We start from the raw sequence: 17,533 nt of genomic DNA on the forward strand, positions 1-17,533 counted from the left end.
AACTCGAAGAGTTATACACAGAACGGCAGTATCCACAAGGTGAAGAGAAGTAGCATAAACAATTTAGGAGATGACTGATAATTTACAGTCCTTAGGAGAGATTGATAGTATGAATTTGCATAAAACTTCTTGCATTACCTTCCGATACTGTTAATTACAAATTCATTAGAATAGGCGGGTTGCTTTATGGTAATAAAAATTAAAACTAAGAAAAGGAAAAATAAAAAAAACTTAGCCATCTCTTCTCTTTAATTCTACATTTAACGATCTAAATCACCCGCCTGGGGAGCCGCCAAGTGGCGAGACAGGTCGGGTGGATTGATTTGTTATGAGTTCATTTTTCATTTATTTATTCAAATTTTCCTAACGGCTCTCCCAGTAACCTCGCAACTTCTTCATTAGTATTTAGAAAGACATTATAGACATTTACATCCAATTTATTGTCTTTCTTGTGTGCAAATACGATATATTTTTTATCTTTCTCGAAATAAAAACCGCGTCCCGTGAATTTATTAAACACCGTGTGCAATACCACTCTATTACTGTTTATCCCTTTCCAGTAGTAGCAAACATCAAATACTACCTCAATTCTTGGTTCTTTTTTCCCCGAGATTTTATCCCACAAATTGAAATTAATTTTTATAACTTCCCCTTTAAATATTACATCAGCATCTTCATATTGTTTTTCAATCGAAGGGCCAAGACCAGACCATGCATAAAGAGAATTTACATATAGCAATGTAAATATAAAACATATTAAAAATATATACGTATAAGATTTTCCATTTCTTATTTTACTCATAACAATCAATACACGGAATACATCTATTCCCTCGTTATAAAACTGTTTTAATTATACCCAATTTATTATGCTTTAACAAGACAATGCAGACTATTACCCTCTTGGATGAAACTTTTGGTGAACTTCTCTGAGACGGGCTCTGTCTATGTGAGTATAAATTTGTGTGGTGGAAATATCCACATGACCAAGCATTTCCTGAACAGACCTTAGATCCGCGCCATGGGAGAGAAGATGCGTAGCAAAACAGTGCCTTAATGTGTGAACTGTTATCTCTTTATTCATGCCCATTAATACGGAGTACCTTTTTATTATTTTCCATATACCCTGTCGTGTATATCTCTTGCCAAGCCGGGTTATAAAAAGCATATTACTGTTCCCTCTGGCAACATATTTGCTCCTTACTACATCTATGTATTTTTTTACAGCTTTTTGAGCTTTTCTGCCAACAGGTATAATGCGCTCCTTTGAGCCCTTGCCAATACACTTCAGATAACCCTCATGCAAATCTATATTATCAATAGGAAGATTGATAAGCTCTGATACTCTCATACCTGTAGCATAGAGGAGCTCAAGTATTGCTTTATCTTTTATTCCCTGTTCTTTATTATCTGGTAAAGTCAACAATTTCTCTACTTCATCCTGAGAAAGCACTTCTGGTAAAGACAAACCTGTTTTTGGAGAATCTAAATTTAGAGTAGGATCGTCGTTTATTACATCTTCATTAACCAGAAACTTATAAAACATTCTTACGGCAACTAGATTTCTTGAAATGGAACGTATGGCAAGCTTGCTTTTTCTAAGATAAATAAGATAGGCTATTATATCTCTGGGACCTACACCTTCTATGCTGACACTAGATTCTCTATCCAAAAAACCCAAGAATTTAGTTAAATCTCTTTTATAAGCCTCTAATGTGTTGAGAGCGAGCCCTCGTTCTACTGAAAGATAATCTATAAACTGGTCAAGTAATTGATTCATACAAGAAAAGGATTGCTTTCTCTTTCTTTTCCAATTGTAGAATCCGGGCCATGTCCGGGATATATAACAACATCCGAATCCAAAACCATGAGTTTTTCTTTAATGCCTTTTATTAAATCTATGCCAGAACCCGAAGGGAAATCCGTTCTACCTACTGAGCCACAAAAAAGCGCATCGCCTGTAAATACTGTTTTTCCTTTTCTAATAAAAATAGAAATACCTCCTGGAGTATGTCCCGGAGTAAACAATATCTCCAGTTCGAGGTCTCCGACTTCTATTATTTCTCCTCCGTTAAGCACAAGATCTGCTGAAGGAGATACATAGTTCATAGCAAAATCTGCTGAGAGATTTTTAGAAGCATCTATAAGCATATCTTTATCATTTGCATGAATTAATATTTTTAAATCTTCAAATTCTTGCTTTATATTCTCATTAGCACCTATATGATCTCCGTGGCCATGTGTATTAATAATATATTCCGGATTCAGATGCTCCTTCTTAACCTCTTCTATAATTCTGGAGCTTTCTGCTCCCGGATCAACTATAAAAGCCTTTTTTGTCCGCTCACATCCAATTATATAGCAATTAGTTTCAAGGAATCCGACTACTAACTTCTTAATTATCATCATTATCCTTAACCATTTTCAAAAATTCTTCTTCTGTTAGTATAGTAATTCCTAATTTCTTAGCTTTATTATATTTAGAGCCAGGGGAAGTACCTGCAAGTAAAAAACTTGTTTTTTTACCAACACTTTCGCTTATACTTCCTCCAAGCCTATTTATTATTTCGGAAGCCTGATGTCTCTTATACTTAGTTAGTGTCCCTGTTAGGACGAAATTTTTACCTGCAAAATTTTTGCCTGCAAAAACTTTACTTGAGAGAGATTCTGCTTCTAAAATCTCTGATTTTTCTTCTTCCATTTTTATACCGGCATTCTTTAGCTTCCCTAACACCTCTATTGTGTCTGGCCTTCTAAAAAAGCATGAAATGCTGCTTGCCATTATCTCACCTATTTCCCCTATTGCTTCAAGCTCCTCTTTTTTCGCTGTTCTTAATTGCTCAATAGAAGAAAAAAATTTTGCCAAAATCTCTGCAGATAAAATTCCCACATGTGGGATTCCAAGCGCAAAAATCAATCTTGATAGAGACCTGTTTTTGCTTTCTTTGATATTTCTTATTATTTTATTTGCCAGAATATCTCCCATTCGTTCTAATTTAATAAGATTGTCAAACTCTAAAAAATATAAATCCGCATAATCCTTAACGACTTCTTTCTCTACAAGCTGAGTTATAATTGCAGGACCCATGTTTTCTATATCCATTGCACGTCTTGAAGCAAAATGCTGTATTCTTCTCTCAAGTTGAGCAGGGCACCTCAGATTCTCACATCTGTACGCAACTTCTCCTTTTGCTTTCTTTACATCACTGCCGCATACAGGACACTTATCCGGCATTATAAACTCTCTTTCTTTCCCTGTGCGGACCTCTTTTATAACGCTTACTATCTTGGGAATAACATCTCCCCCCTTTTCAATCACAACTCTATCCAAAATTCTAATATCCTTGCGGATTATTTCGTCCTGATTATGCAATGTAGCCCGACTTACCGTTGTGCCTGCCAAAGCAACTGGTTTAAGCACAGCAACAGGTGTTAATATTCCTGTTCTTCCTACCTGTACAACAATATCCTCAAGAATCGTAGTTGCCTGTTTTGCGGGAAATTTGTATGCTATCAGCCAGCGTGGGCTTTTACCTGTAGCACCAAGCTTGTGCCTTTGGGTTATTGAGTTTACTTTTATTACCATGCCATCTGTTTCATATCCTAACTCCTCACGCTTTAATTGCCAGGTATTGCAATATTCAATAACTTCACTAATAGTCTTGCAATACTGAATGTGAGGATTTGTGCGAAACCCATATTTGGCCAGTAACTTCAAAGTACTCACATGGCTGCTACAACTAGTTCCCTCCATATATCCAATTTCATAGACAAAAATATTGAGATGCCTTTGCGCAACCATCTTCGGATCAAGAAGTTTCAGTGAACCTGCAGCTGCATTTCTTGGATTTGCGAATAAGGCTTCGCCTTTCTCTTCTTTCTCTTTATTTATCTGTCTAAAAACATCTTTGGGCATATACACCTCACCCCGAACCTCAAGAACAGAAAATACTGAGTCTAACATTTGCAGCCTCAGAGGAATTGTCTTTATTGTTCTTAAATTCTTGGTTATATCATCTCCATGTATGCCATCTCCACGACTTGTTCCAACCGCAAAAATTCCATTTTCATAGACCAAGTTTACTGCCACTCCATCAATCTTTAATTCAACAACATAATCAATATTCTCTCCTGCAAGATTTCTCTTCATGCGCGCATCAAATTCTTTTATTTCATCCTCAGAATACGTATTTGCTATACTCAGCATTGGTGTGCGATGAGTAACAGTCCTGAATTCCTTTAGAGGAGAGCCTCCTACGCGCTGTGACGGGGAATCAGGAGTAATTAAATCAGGGGATTCATGCTCCAGGCGTATCAGCTCTTCCAGTAAGAGATCATATTCACGATCAGATATCTCAGGCTGTGCATCTATGTAATACTTGCGATTATGGTGCTCAATTTGTTCTTTTAGCTTCTTTATACTTAGATATGTCTGCTTTTTACTCACCTGTTTCCAGTCTATAAGCCGATGCTCGAGGCAGGTCTGCTTCTCTTATTTTATTCTGAGCTGCTTTAATATCATAAGAAACTCTCTTTATCTCAATCTTCTTTTCCTCTGTATCATAAATAGCATAACACGCGTCAGGATTTTTGTCTCTGGGCTGTCCTACACTTCCGACATTTATTAAATATTTGGTGTTTTCTTCAATACTAATACTCATGTCAAAGGAATATTCAGGACGCTCTGTTTCTTTAAAAACTATCGGGACATGGGAATGGCTGAAAAAACACACAGGTTTTGTAAGTTCTTTAAAGTTGCGATGAGCATCAAGAGTTGTTCTTACATATTTCCACTGGTCAGGCTCAAGTATCGTTGCATGAACAATAACAAATTCAGGAAACTCTTTCTCTAATTCAAGCTGCTCTAAATATTCCTTATTATTACCAGTCAGTGTGTCAGCAGTCCATATTACAGACTCTTTTGCTATCGGATTGAAGTATTCTATATCCTGCTTGCCGATAACTGCCCAATCATGGTTTCCTGCAACACATTCGAAATCATTATCTTTGATAAGTTCAACGCATTCATTCGGATTTGCTCCATAGCCAACTATATCACCTAAACATATATTTTTCTCAACCCGCTCCTCTTTAAATTTTTCCAGAACAGCATTCAACGCTTCCAGGTTAGCATGTATATCTGATAGTAGACCGTACTTCATGCAATATCATTCCCCAGACTTTTTCTCAGTTCATCTATAGACACTGTGGCTGTTCCAAGCTTCCCAACAACAATACCCGCAGCATGGTTTGCAATATATGCAGATTCATACATTGATGCTTTATTTCCAAGACACAATGCAAGCACTCCAACAACTGTATCTCCTGCTCCGGTTACATCAAAAACCTCTTTTGCAACAGTTGGAATATTGGCTACTTTGCCGTCTCTTTCAAAAAGGGACATTCCCTTCTCTCCGCGAGTGATTAATATTGAATTTGCCTGTAATAACTTTAATAAACTCTTCCCTACCCGCACTAAACTTTGTTCATCCTTTATCTCTGTTTTAAGACTCTCTCCCGCTTCATGATTATTTGGTGTTATCATAGTTACGTTCTTGTAATATGTAAGATGTCTTGGTATAGGGTCAACAATAATTGGATAATTAAATTCTCTGTTCAACTTTATAATTTGTTTAACTAGATACCGTGTTACAATGCCCTTCCCGTAATCAGATATGACAATGGCAGAAATTTCACGCATATTGGATTTGATATATGCAAGTATTCTTTTTGCTTCTGTAGACTTAATCTGGCTGACAAATTCCTTATCTGTCCTGACAACTTGCTGATGTTGAGCAATGATTCTTGTCTTCACTATAGTTGGTCTTTTCTTGCTTAGAATAATTCCATCCTCATTCATGCCCTGTTTCTTTACCAACTGCAGAAATTCTTCTCCTGCAATATCGTCTCCAATAATTCCTGTAATTAATGCCTTTGCACCAAGTGCACATATATTATTTGCAACATTAGATGCGCCACCCATCATAACGGATTCAGAACTGATTTTAACAACAGGTACAGGTGCTTCAGGCGAGATGCGCTCCACAGTGCCCCAGACAAATCTATCAAGCATCAGGTCGCCTACAACAAGCACTTTTGTGCTCTTAAACCCTGCTATCACGTGTCTCAACTGGTTTTTATCTATACCTTTCATACCTCGAATCCTCTCTCTAATGCCTTAACATTTATTGGGATAAGATTATGTCTCCTAGGAGGAAGGATTTTTTCTAAAGCTGCCTTCAGAAAATCCAGTTTTACCTCACCAGTTTCCCTGGCAAATGCTCCTAAAACAATCATATTTGCTACTTTCAAATTTCCAAGCTCAATTGCTATATCATTTGCAGAAATTTCTACAACTCTCGTTTTAGTCCTTATATCCTTATTTATTTTTACCAGACTACTGTTCGCAATTATGAGTCCATCATTCAAAACAAGTTTGGAAAATTTATCCAATGATGCCTGGTTCATTACAATAAGCGTATCTGGATTTGATATAAACGGAGAAGCTATTTCTCTTTCCGATATAATAACTGAGCAATTTGCAGTTCCTCCACGCATTTCCGGTCCATATGAAGGAAGAGAAGTAACGTGTTTACCCTCTTTCATGCCGGCATATGCCAGCATCTTACCCATTGACACTATTCCCTGCCCGCCAAAACCAGCTACAAGAATCCGCTGCATTACTATTCTCCGCTTTTATCCTTAATCACCCCAAGAGGATAGGTCTTTATCAATGTATTATCAATCCACTCCGCCGCTTTCTGTGGAGTCATGCCAAGATTAACAGGACACTGAGACAGAACCTCAACCATTGAAAATCCCATGTCTTCCAGCTGTACCTGAAAAGCTTTTTTGATGGCTTTTTTAGCTTTAATAATATTTGCCGGTTTATTCACTGCCACTCTTTCTATATAAATAGATCCATCCGTAATAGCCAGCATTTCTGAGATTTTTATTGGGTATCCAATTAGCCTGGCATCTCTGCCTAAAGGAGTTGTTGTTGTCTTTTGACTAAGTAATGTTGTGGGAGCCATTTGTCCGCCTGTCATTCCATATACGGTATTATTTACAAATATTGTGGTTATTCTTTCCCCGCGATTTGCTGCATGAATTATCTCTCCTGTGCCTATAGCAGCAAGATCTCCATCTCCTTGATATGTAAATACAACTTTATCAGGATGAACCCGCTTTATTCCTGTTGCAACAGCAGGTGTTCTTCCATGAGGAGCTTCAGTCATATCTATATTAAAATAATGATACATAATAACTGCGCATCCAACAGGAGGAACTCCAATAGTTCTATCCTGAATGCCAAGTTCATCTATTACCTCACCTATTAATCTATGGACAATCCCATGCCCGCAACCGGGGCAATAATGAAATGGTTTGTCTGTCATAGATTTAGGTCTGCCAAATATCTTCTTCATCTATATTCTCTTTTTTTTGTGCCTTTTTGCCCTTTTGCCTCTAATTCTTTAATTCTATTTACTATCTCTTCTGACGTAGGAACTCCTCCCCCCATTCTTCCATAAAAATGCACAGGGCATCTCCCCAAAACCGCAAGTTTTACATCCTCAACCATCTGTCCTGCGCTCATCTCTACAGTAAGAATATACCTGACATGATTACTTATCTTTCTTATTATTGCTGATGGATAAGGCCATAATGTTATAGGTCGAATCAACCCGGCTTTTATTCCCTCTTTTCTCAAAAGAAACACAGATTCTTTACAAATTCGCGCACACATACCATAAGCTACCAGTATTATATCTGCGCCATCTGTCAACACTGTTTCGTATTCTACAAGCTCTTTCTCTATTCTTTTATACTTGTTCTGAATTTTCTTATTATGCGCTTCCAGTTCTCCAACTTTCAGCATCAGAGTCCTAATTACATTTGCACTGCGGTCTTTTGCGCCGGTAAGCGCCCATGTTTTTGGAGGAAGTTTCAACTCTTTTATCTTTCTTATTTCCAATGGCTCCATCATTTGCCCGAGGAACCCATCTCCAAGTATCATCACAGGATTTCGGTATTTGTCTGCCAGGTAAAAAGCTCTGGCTGTCCAGTCATAAAGCTCCTGAACAGAGGCTGGCCCGATTGTAATAAGTCTATAATCTCCATGACCTCCACCTTTTACTGCCTGAAAGTAATCTGCCTGAGAAGGAGTTATATCTCCCAAACCTGGACCAGCACGCATTACATTAACAATTACACATGGAAGCTCCGCGCCTGCAATATAAGAGATTCCTTCCTGTTTAAGACTTATTCCAGGACTGGATGAAGATGTCATAGCTCTTGCACCGGCCGCTGACGCGCCAAAGACCATGTTAATGGCAGCAAGTTCACTTTCTGACTGGATGAAGACTCCTCCCAGTTCACCAAGCCTTTCTGCCATATATGCGGTAAGTTCATTCTGGGGAGTTATAGGATAGCCAAAATAATGTCTGCATCCCGCCTGAATCGCACCCTCTCCAACAGCGCCATTCCCACACATCAAGACTTTCTCTGCCATTTAAATCCTCTATATCAACTTAAACAAGAATACCCCTTTTTTGGAATATAGGCAAGTAGTAAATCCAGCTATGAATTCATTGAACCTCTCCTCTGCACCGTATTTCCAGTTGAATGAACGATATGTATTGGAGACTCTTTTGACCTCAGAGGCGTTATATAATATGTGTGTAATATTCGTGTCCCTCAATTTAGCATAAATAATGCTGGCATTCTCAGATGCGTTAGATATCTCCACAATATCGTTAACATCAAGAGGGCTGCTTCCAACATAATCCCTATCGCAGTAGAAACTCTGATTCTCTCCTACGAATAGGATTTTACTATCTTCTGGTAACTTTTCATTAATAAATTTGAACGCACCATACTGGTAAAGATTTTTTGATAGGAATTCTTCCTTTGTTACTTTCCCATACGCTGCATCAAAAAAGTTAAAACCAACAGTCGCTGCAAATTTAAATGTGTTCCAGCATAAAAATCCAATAACAAGAATGTGTAACACTATTGAAATTATCTTGCTCTTTTTAAAATTCACCAGAGCATATGCTGTCAATATACTTGCAACGGCTAAACAAGGAAGCAAGAATCTAATTATTCGATGCGTAAAGAATATCCAGAGTATAAAAACCAGTATTGTGTATGATATAAGTATTTTTATATTCCTATTAAGCCTAGTAAAAAACAATACAGGCAATATTAATAAAATTCCGCTCCCTTGGTTATTCAGAGGCACTTTCCATAATAGAGAGACAATATGCAATACATTCATATCCTTTGATACGTGAAATCTGGCAAACCTTTGTGCAAGTTCTCTGTTCCAGTCAATGCCGCCAAAGATGTTATAAAACAACGGATATACTGGGTTATGAGTATATATAAGATTCTTTATAAGCCATGGTAAAAAAGCGAGAGACGCAAAGAATATAAACAAGAGCACACTTCTACATGTATTCTTGAGAACTTTCTCTTTTTTTAGAACTATAAAGGCCACAATAAAAATAAGTGAAGTAGGAATAAAATATAATGCACCTGTGTATTTAGTGCTGATTGCAAATCCACAAAATATACCGGCAAGTATTAACCATGTTACCTCATTCTTAGAAAACCAATTAATAATACAAAAAAGCATTAGTAGACCGTAAAACACTAATCCAAGATCATTAAAGGCGTAGGTTGATGATAAACATACCGCAGGCATATTATAAAATATTGCAGCTGCCAAAAGGCCTACATTCCTACCGAAGTATTTTCTTCCAATGACAAAGATTGTTAAAGCACATAAGATACCTATGGAAAAATGTATTAGTTTTGCCAATATTTCATCCTTTATTACCAGGGCAAGGGTATAGAACATCTCTACTCCGAAAGGAAGGTTTGAATACATATTGTGAGGGATAAAGAATATCCTGCCGGCTCTCACATAGAGTTTTGGAAATGCAAGATGGTATGAAAGGGTATCATAGTTCAAAGGAGGTGCCAATGCGCCTGTAAAGGCAAGAAATATTGTTAGTCCTATTGATATTATCAAAAACTTGTTAAATGCGGAGATATATGGAAGTTGAGATATTATCTCTTTTGAAAATCTTTCAGAAAAGCTAGACTTGAATATTCTAAAAAAGTATTTGATCTCCCTGATTGAAATTATGCATAGCATTAATAATACTGAGTACAGACAAAATCTATTTAACCCCTTAGCAAAACCAATAAGCAGCACTAGAATAGATAGTATTCCCAATCCCAGTCCAAATGATAGGGACATTTCCTCAAGAAGGGACTTCGCCCTCAATTTAGAAAGATCTAATATCTTTTTACCAAGTCCTAAAGTTATTGTAAAAATAAATGCGAGCAGAATAATCTGGGAAAGTATATAGGAAAATCTCACTTGTATATTTGAATTGCTACATCAGGACAAACTAACCCACAAAAAGTACAGGATGTACATTTCTCTGGACAGGCAACCTCTGCAGGGAAAAAACCCTTTGAATTTTGCATCTTTGATATATTTAATGCTTTTCTGGAGCATACTGATATACAAAGCCCACACCCTTTGCATCTCTCCTTGTCTATAACCACGTTGGGCATAACAGAGCACCTTTTACTTATCCCGAATGCTTTCGGGATTTACTGAATGTCCACTCCACTTGAGCTTTTTCCTGAGTATTGCAAAAAAATCATTTTCAGGTAACGAAATTAATTTCAAAGTATATGGAGCTTTTTTTATAATTAGCTTATCAGGATACAGCAAGTCAAATTTAATCTGTCCATCAATCGTTAACGCTATTTTATTAGCCTCAAATATTGGCTCAACAGAAATAGAGCTTTTTTCTGAAACAATAATAGGTCTGTTAGTTAGTGTATGAGGACATATTGGAGTGATAATTATTGCTTTTAGAGCAGGATGCACAATTGGCCCTCCGGCTGAAAGAGAATAGGCCGTAGAGCCTGTCGGTGTTGATATAATTAATCCATCTGCAATATATGTGGTCACATATTGCCTATCTATCGAAGTCTCAAGTTTTAGAACTCTTGCAATTGCTTCTGTGGTTATTACTGCATCATTAAGTGCAGAGAAAGGGAAAACCCTCCCTTTTCCCTTTCTTGAAACGTATCCATTAATCAGCATCCGATTTTCAATAGAAAACTTGTTGCCTAAAACCTGCTCCAGAACTTCGTATATTCGCGAATAATTAATCTCTGTGAGAAAACCGAGTCCACCAAGATTAACCCCAAGAATTGGTATGCCTGATGATGAAACAAGCCTTGCTGCACTAAGTAGTGTTCCATCTCCACCTAAAGCAATCAAGATATCTATATTGGATAATAATTCTTCATTTTCTACGGCAAGTTTTTTATCTAAAAGCATCTCTGAGCAATCATGAGACACAAAGACTCTTATCCCTTTTTTGCCCAACCAGTTAGATAAATCCCTAGCCAGTTTTAAAGCGGATAACTTCCTAGGATTACCGACTATGCCAATTCTCGTTATGTCTTTAACCATTGCTATCTATTTACCTTAAAACCTAAACTTAGTTCTGCCAAGTAAATCATGAAGGTGAATAACTCCTTCAGGGATGCCTTTTCTATTAAGTATCAATAATGAAGTTATCGAGTATTTTTCTATCTTTTCAAGAGCTTCTACCGCAAGAGAATTCTTATCAATTGTTTTCGGATCTCTACTCATAAACGTGGTAACTTTTTTATTCAAAAAACCTTCAACTTTAACACTGCGCCTAACATCTCCGTCCGTAACAATACCTTTTAATTTCCTATCAGCATCTAAAACCAATGCAAACCCAAATCCTTTTGCGGAGATTTCTGCTATTGCTTCTCTCATCGTAATATTATGTTTAACAATTGGAATTTGTTTTCCTGTTTTCATAATATCCTTTACTTTAAGACTTAGTCTTCTTCCCAAACTACCGGCCGGATGCAGAAGGGCGTAATCCTCTCTTTTGAAATCTCTCTCTTCAAGAAGCGCTATAGCGAGTGCATCTCCCATTGCAAGCGTTGCTGTAGTACTCGCTGTTGGAGCAAGACCCAGCGGACAAGCTTCCTGCTTAACCCCTATGTCTAAAACCAGATCGCTGTGTCTCGCAAGAGTTGAATTCTTCCCACCCGTCATCGAAATTATTTTAGCTTTTCTCTTCTTAAAAAAAGACAAAAGATTATTTATTTCCTCTGTCTCCCCGCTATTTGATATTGCTATAACAATATCACTCTTTGTTATCATTCCTAAATCACCATGGGAACCTTCTGAAGGATGAAGAAAAAGCGATGGAGTACCTGTGCTGGCAAGTGTAGCAACTATCTTCTTACCTATAATTCCTGACTTGCCTATGCCTGTTACAACAACCCTTCCTTTACATGATAGTATAAGCTTTACAGCATCCTCAAAACTCTTATTCAATTTCGGAATTAAATTTCTTATTGCTTCTGCTTCTATTCTTAATACTTTTTTTGCAGTTTTCAGAATCACTAAATTATCCCTCTTTAACCTGTTTATCGATAGATATTGCTCTTTTTAATAGATCCGGCAATTCTTTAACTGATATCATATTTGCCCCATCACAAAGAGCTTCATCCGGACTAATATGAACCTCCAAAAAAAGGCCTGCGCAGCCTACAGCAACAGCAGCTTTAATAAGAGGTTCTACAAATTCTCTCTGCCCCCCGGAAGATGTTCCCATACCTCCCGGAAGTTGAACACTATGCGTTGCGTCAAATATAACAGGATATCCAAGGTGCGCCATTGTAGAAAGCCCGCGAAAGTCAACAACTAGGTTATTATATCCAAAACTAGTTCCTCTTTCTGTCAGCATGATTTTTTCGTTTTTTGTTGAGAGAATTTTATCAACAACATTCTTCATCTCCCACGGAGACATAAACTGTCCCTTTTTCACATTTACCACCTTGCCGGTTTCACCTGCGCTTACCAGTAGATCCGTCTGTCTGCATAAAAACGCCGGTATCTGCATAATGTCCAAAACATCCTTTACTATGGCAACTTCTTCTTTTGAATGAACATCCGAGAGGACAGGGATATTAAACTGCTCCTTTATTCTGGAAAGCACTTTCAAAGCCTTATCTATTCCAATTCCTCTAAAAGAACCAATGGATGATCTATTAGCTTTATCATAAGACGCTTTGTATATGAAAGGAATTCCCAAATCATCTGTTATCTTTAATAGTTCCTCTGCAATCTTAAAAGGAATTTTTCCCTCCTCAATAACACACGGCCCCGCAATCAAAACAATAGGATTTATATTACTTATTTTTATATTATGTACTACTATCTCTTTCATTCAGTATTCTCTCCCTGGATTGTTAGCATTATGCACGAAACCTGTAATAAAAATCAACAATAAAAAACCCGGCAGCTACCTACTCTCCCATTCCGTCACCAGAATAGTACCATCGGCGGTAGAGGGCTTAACTTCCGTATTCGAAATGGGAACGGGTATTTCTCCTCTCCTATCACTACCGGGAATTCTTTAAAAAAATAATTTATGGTCAAGTCTCACGATCTATTAGTACTGGTAAGCTAAATACATCACTGTACTTACACTTCCAGCCTATCAATCCCGTAGTCTACGGGAGATCTTCAGTTCCTCGAACTTCTTCGGGGAAAGGGATATCAAATCTTGAGGGAGGCTTGATGCTTATATGCTTTCAGCATTTATCCTTTCCGAACTCAGCTACTCAGCTATGCCACTGGCGTGACAACTGATACACCGGAGGTTCGTCCGTTCCGGTCCTCTCGTACTAAGAACAGCTCCTCTCAAATATCCTACGCCCACGACAGATAGGGACCGAACTGTCTTACGACGTTCTGAACCCAGCTCGCGTACCGCTTTAATCGGCGAACAGCCGAACCCTTGGGACCTACTTCAGCCCCAGGATGCGATGAGCCGACATCGAGGTGCCAAACCTCCCCGTCGATGTGAACTCTTGGGGGAGATAAGCCTGTTATCCCCGGAGTACCTTTTATCCGATGAGCGACGGCCCTTCCATTCAGAACCGCCGGATCACTAAGCCCTGCTTTCGCACCTGCTCGACTTGTAAGTCTCGCAGTCAGGCTTCCTTTTGCCTTTACACTCTACATACGATTACCGACCGTATTGAGGAAACCTTAGGGCACCTCCGTTACTTTTTAGGAGGTGACCGCCCCAGTCAAACTGCCTACCAGATACTTTCCCCTGTCTTGATTCAAAGAACAAGGTTAGAGTTCTGATATAATCAGGGTGGTATTCCAAGGTCGGCTCAATCCCGACTAGCGCCGAGATATCATAGCCTCCCACCTATCCTCTACAAATCATACTAAAACCCAATATCAAGCTGCAGTAAAGGTTCACGGGGTCTTTCCGTCTTGTCGCGGGAAAATGGCATCTTCACCATTACTACAATTTCACCGAGCCTCTCGTTGAGACAGTGTCCAGATCGTTACACCATTCGTGCAGGTCGGAACTTACCCGACAAGGAATTTCGCTACCTTAGGACCGTTATAGTTACGGCCGCCGTTTACCAGGGCTTCAATCCAGAGCTTCTCCCCCCAATAAATCGGGAAAATAACCCCTTTTCTTAACCTTCTGGCACCGGGCAGGTGTCAGTCCCTATACATCATCTTATGATTTAGCAGAGACCTGTGTTTTTGCTAAACAGTCGCCTGGACCCCTTTACTGTGATTTTTACATGCTCAGTTTGCAAGAAACCTCACCTGTAAAAACACCCCTTCTTCCGAAGTTACGGGGCTAATTTGCAGAGTTCCTTAACGAGAGTTCACTCGAGCGCCTCAGGATCCCCTCCCTGTCCACCTGTGTCGGTTTACGGTACGGATACTTAATTCACTCACTAGAGGCTTTTCTTGACGGTATAGATAGAGCCAGTTCGCCTTCTCCGTAGATCAGACTCCCTAACACTCCTCGAGGTTGCATCCCAACGGATTTACCTATTGAGACCCTCTACAAGCTTGGACACACACTTCCATCCGTGTGCTGGCTTTACTTCCCGTGTCCCCCCTTTGTTCAAACGCAAATTAAATAGCATCTGAATATTAGCAGATTACCCATCGTCTACGTTTTTCAACCTCGACTTAGGACCCGACTAACCCTCCGTTGATTACCATTGCGGAGGAAACCTTGGACTTTAGGCGTATCGCTTTCTCATCGACATTATCGTTACTCATACCGGCATAATCACTTCCATTTCGTCGACTCGTCCTTACGATCGAGCTTCAACCTAACATGGAACGCTCCCCTACCGCTCTGCTTAATCCAAAGATTAAACAAAACCCATAGTTTCGGAGATGAACTTAAGTCCCGTGAATTTTCGGCGCAAGATCACTTGACCAGTGAGCTGTTACGCACTCTTTAAATGAATGGCTGCTTCTAAGCCAACATCCTGGCTGTCTTTGCATTCCAACATCCTTAGCCACTTAGTTCATACTTTGGGCCCTTAACTGATGGTCTGGGCTGTTTCCCTCTTGAACATGGAGCTTATCCCCCACATTCTGACTCCCATAGTACAGACAATAGTATTCGGAGTTTGATTGGGCTTAGTAACCTGGTAAGGCTCTTAGCTCAGCCAGTGCTCTACCTCTATTATCTAATTTATATGAGGCTATTCCTAAAAATATTTCGGGGAGAACCAGCTATCACTGGGTTTGATTGGCCTTTCACCCCTACCCACAGCTCATCCAATGGTTTTTCAACACCAACTAGTTCGAGCCTTCACTCCGTTTTAACAGAGTTTCACTCTGGCCATGGGTAGATCACCCAGCTTCGGGTCTACTAGATGCAACTATACGCACACTTAGTACTCGCTTTCGCTACGGTTACCCCCACTCTACGGGATTAGCCTTGCTACACCTATGTAACTCGCCGGTTCATTATACAAAAGGCACGCAGTCAGGCATTTTCCTGCCGAAGCAAGAACATAGCCCTCCTACCGCTTGTAAGTATATGATTTCAGGTACTATTTCACTCTCCTAAAAGGAGTTCTTTTCACCTTTCCCTCACGGTACTTGTTCACTATCGGTCACCAGTTAGTATTTAGCCTTAGGAGATGGTCCTCCTACCTTCACACAAGATTCCACGTGTCCCGCGTTACTCAGGACTTATTTAGCAAGAACACATCTCTTCACTTACAGGACTATCACCTTCTTTGGTTATTCTTTCCAGAATTATTCAGCTAAGATATATCTTTCTAACTTGCCAATTAAGCTGTGTCTTAATTACAACAAATCCTATAACCCCTATTGAACAACTCTCACAGGATATTTCATTCACTAGGTTTAGGCTGATTCCATTTCGCTCGCCGCTACTCAGGAAATCGCTTTTGCTTTCTTTTCCCAAGGTACTGAGATGTTTCACTTCCCTTAGTTTAGCCTCCAAAAGGATATCATAGCATTACCTATGATGGGTTTTCCCATTCGGAAATCCCTGGATCAATGTTAGTTTGCAACTCCCCAGGGCTTATCGTAGCTTACCACGTCCTTCTTCGCCTACTGGCACCAAGGCATCCGTCATATACTCTTTGTAACTTGACCATAAATTTAATACTTTTCTTTAGCCATTTTCTCTATGTTTCGATTTTCAAAGAACAAAAAAACTTCGCTTTTATCAGCAGCTTACAGCTACTGGCAAAAAGCAAATGAACTTTACTCATTTTTGGTGGAGATGACAGGAGTCGAACCTGCGACATCCACAGTGCAAGTGTGGCGCTCTCCCAACTGAGCTACACCCCCAAAAAAAGCTGCGCTTCTACTGTCAGCTAAAAGCTAAGCTAGTAGCTATCAACCAATAGTAAGCGGCGTTAGCCGCTTTTTGTGGGCCTAGATGGAGTTGAACCATCGACCTCACGCTTATCAGGCGTGCGCTCTAACCACAGCTGAGCTATAGGCCCAACTGCCTATAACCACATTTAATTTTTTTAAGCGAATTCAGCGGTCTTTGTCATCTTTCTTTAACACAACCTTTTCTCCTTAGAAAGGAGGTGATCCAGCCGCACCTTCCGATACGGCTACCTTGTTACGACTTCACCCCCCTCACCAAGCATACCTTATTTCCCGAATACTCGGGAGCTTCGGGTACACCTGATTCAGCTGGTGTGACGGGCGGTGTGTACAAGGCCCGGGAACGTATTCACCGCAGCATGATGATCTGCGATTACTAGCGATTCCAACTTCATGCAGGCGAATTTCAGCCTGCAATCCGAACTGAGGGATACTTTTTGGGATTGGCTCCACTTCACAGTCTTGCAACCATTTGTATACCCCATTGTAGTACGTGTGTAGCCCGGGACATAAGGGCCATGAGGACTTGACGTCATCCCCACCTTCCTCCGGTTTATCACCGGCAGTCTCGTTAGAGTTCTCAGCATAACCTGCTAGCAACTAACGATAAGGGTTGCGCTCGTTGCGGGACTTAACCCAACATCTCACGACACGAGCTGACGACAGCCATGCAGCACCTGTGAATTTGTCCAATTGCTCGAAGGGGCTTGGTTTCCCAAACCTTTCAAAAAC

At 39.6% G+C, this 17,533-nt stretch carries 14 protein-coding genes, 2 tRNA genes and 3 rRNA genes; all 19 read right to left on the reverse strand.

Annotation, left to right across the window (positions count from 1 at the left end; genetic code table 11):
* Positions 1–349: 349 nt before the first annotated feature.
* The gene (locus tag KKC91_03530; GenBank protein ID MBU0477624.1) at positions 350–802 is read right to left on the reverse strand and encodes a hypothetical protein; all 453 of its coding nucleotides are present in this window, start codon (positions 800–802) and stop codon (positions 350–352) included.
* A 93-nt stretch (positions 803–895) separates the two neighbouring features.
* Entirely contained in the window at positions 896–1,780 is an 885-nt protein-coding gene (gene xerD / locus KKC91_03535; GenBank protein MBU0477625.1) for a site-specific tyrosine recombinase XerD, read from the reverse strand.
* Positions 1,777–2,406 (reverse strand): MBL fold metallo-hydrolase, encoded by a 630-nt coding sequence (locus KKC91_03540; protein ID MBU0477626.1) that lies wholly within the window; start codon positions 2,404–2,406, stop codon positions 1,777–1,779. The genes xerD and KKC91_03540 overlap by 4 nt, the downstream gene beginning before the upstream one ends.
* Positions 2,396–4,447, reverse strand: a complete 2,052-nt coding sequence (ligA, locus tag KKC91_03545; protein ID MBU0477627.1) for an NAD-dependent DNA ligase LigA — start codon at positions 4,445–4,447, stop codon at positions 2,396–2,398. The genes KKC91_03540 and ligA overlap by 11 nt, the downstream gene beginning before the upstream one ends.
* The gene (locus tag KKC91_03550; protein MBU0477628.1) at positions 4,440–5,162 is read right to left on the reverse strand and encodes a metallophosphatase family protein; all 723 of its coding nucleotides are present in this window, start codon (positions 5,160–5,162) and stop codon (positions 4,440–4,442) included. Before KKC91_03550 ends, ligA begins: the two co-directional genes overlap by 8 nt.
* Positions 5,159–6,154: a D-glycero-beta-D-manno-heptose-7-phosphate kinase gene (gene rfaE1, locus KKC91_03555; GenBank protein MBU0477629.1), complete on the reverse strand. Its 996-nt coding sequence runs from the start codon at positions 6,152–6,154 to the stop codon at positions 5,159–5,161. Before rfaE1 ends, KKC91_03550 begins: the two co-directional genes overlap by 4 nt.
* Positions 6,151–6,681, reverse strand: a complete 531-nt coding sequence (locus tag KKC91_03560; protein MBU0477630.1) for a 2-oxoacid:acceptor oxidoreductase family protein — start codon at positions 6,679–6,681, stop codon at positions 6,151–6,153. Before KKC91_03560 ends, rfaE1 begins: the two co-directional genes overlap by 4 nt.
* Positions 6,682–6,683: 2 nt before the next feature.
* Positions 6,684–7,427, reverse strand: a complete 744-nt coding sequence (locus tag KKC91_03565) for a 2-oxoglutarate oxidoreductase (protein MBU0477631.1) — start codon at positions 7,425–7,427, stop codon at positions 6,684–6,686.
* Positions 7,424–8,512: a 3-methyl-2-oxobutanoate dehydrogenase subunit VorB gene (locus KKC91_03570; GenBank protein MBU0477632.1), complete on the reverse strand. Its 1,089-nt coding sequence runs from the start codon at positions 8,510–8,512 to the stop codon at positions 7,424–7,426. Before KKC91_03570 ends, KKC91_03565 begins: the two co-directional genes overlap by 4 nt.
* Before the next feature lie 9 nt (positions 8,513–8,521).
* Positions 8,522–10,270, reverse strand: a complete 1,749-nt coding sequence (locus KKC91_03575) for a phospholipid carrier-dependent glycosyltransferase (protein MBU0477633.1) — start codon at positions 10,268–10,270, stop codon at positions 8,522–8,524.
* Positions 10,271–10,389: 119 nt separating this feature from the next.
* On the reverse strand, positions 10,390–10,593 hold the full coding sequence (locus KKC91_03580; protein MBU0477634.1) for a 4Fe-4S binding protein: 204 nt from the start codon (positions 10,591–10,593) through the stop codon (positions 10,390–10,392).
* Positions 10,594–10,606: 13 nt separating this feature from the next.
* Entirely contained in the window at positions 10,607–11,509 is a 903-nt protein-coding gene (locus KKC91_03585) for an NAD(+)/NADH kinase (protein MBU0477635.1), read from the reverse strand.
* 15 nt (positions 11,510–11,524) lie between these two features.
* Complete coding sequence (locus KKC91_03590) at positions 11,525–12,487, reverse strand: KpsF/GutQ family sugar-phosphate isomerase (protein MBU0477636.1); 963 nt, start codon at positions 12,485–12,487, stop codon at positions 11,525–11,527.
* 4 nt (positions 12,488–12,491) lie between these two features.
* Positions 12,492–13,313, reverse strand: a complete 822-nt coding sequence (gene kdsA / locus KKC91_03595; GenBank protein MBU0477637.1) for a 3-deoxy-8-phosphooctulonate synthase — start codon at positions 13,311–13,313, stop codon at positions 12,492–12,494.
* 66 nt (positions 13,314–13,379) lie between these two features.
* A 5S ribosomal RNA gene (rrf, locus tag KKC91_03600) occupies positions 13,380–13,496 on the reverse strand.
* 21 nt (positions 13,497–13,517) lie between these two features.
* Positions 13,518–16,555, reverse strand: a 23S ribosomal RNA gene (locus KKC91_03605).
* A gap of 122 nt (positions 16,556–16,677) precedes the next feature.
* A tRNA-Ala gene (locus tag KKC91_03610) sits at positions 16,678–16,753 on the reverse strand.
* A gap of 82 nt (positions 16,754–16,835) precedes the next feature.
* Positions 16,836–16,911 (reverse strand) — tRNA-Ile (locus tag KKC91_03615).
* 83 nt (positions 16,912–16,994) lie between these two features.
* A 16S ribosomal RNA gene (locus tag KKC91_03620) occupies positions 16,995–17,533 on the reverse strand; the annotation flags it as partial.

The organism is bacterium, from assembly GCA_018812485.1.
GTDB lineage: Bacteria > JAHJDO01 > JAHJDO01 > JAHJDO01 > JAHJDO01 > JAHJDO01.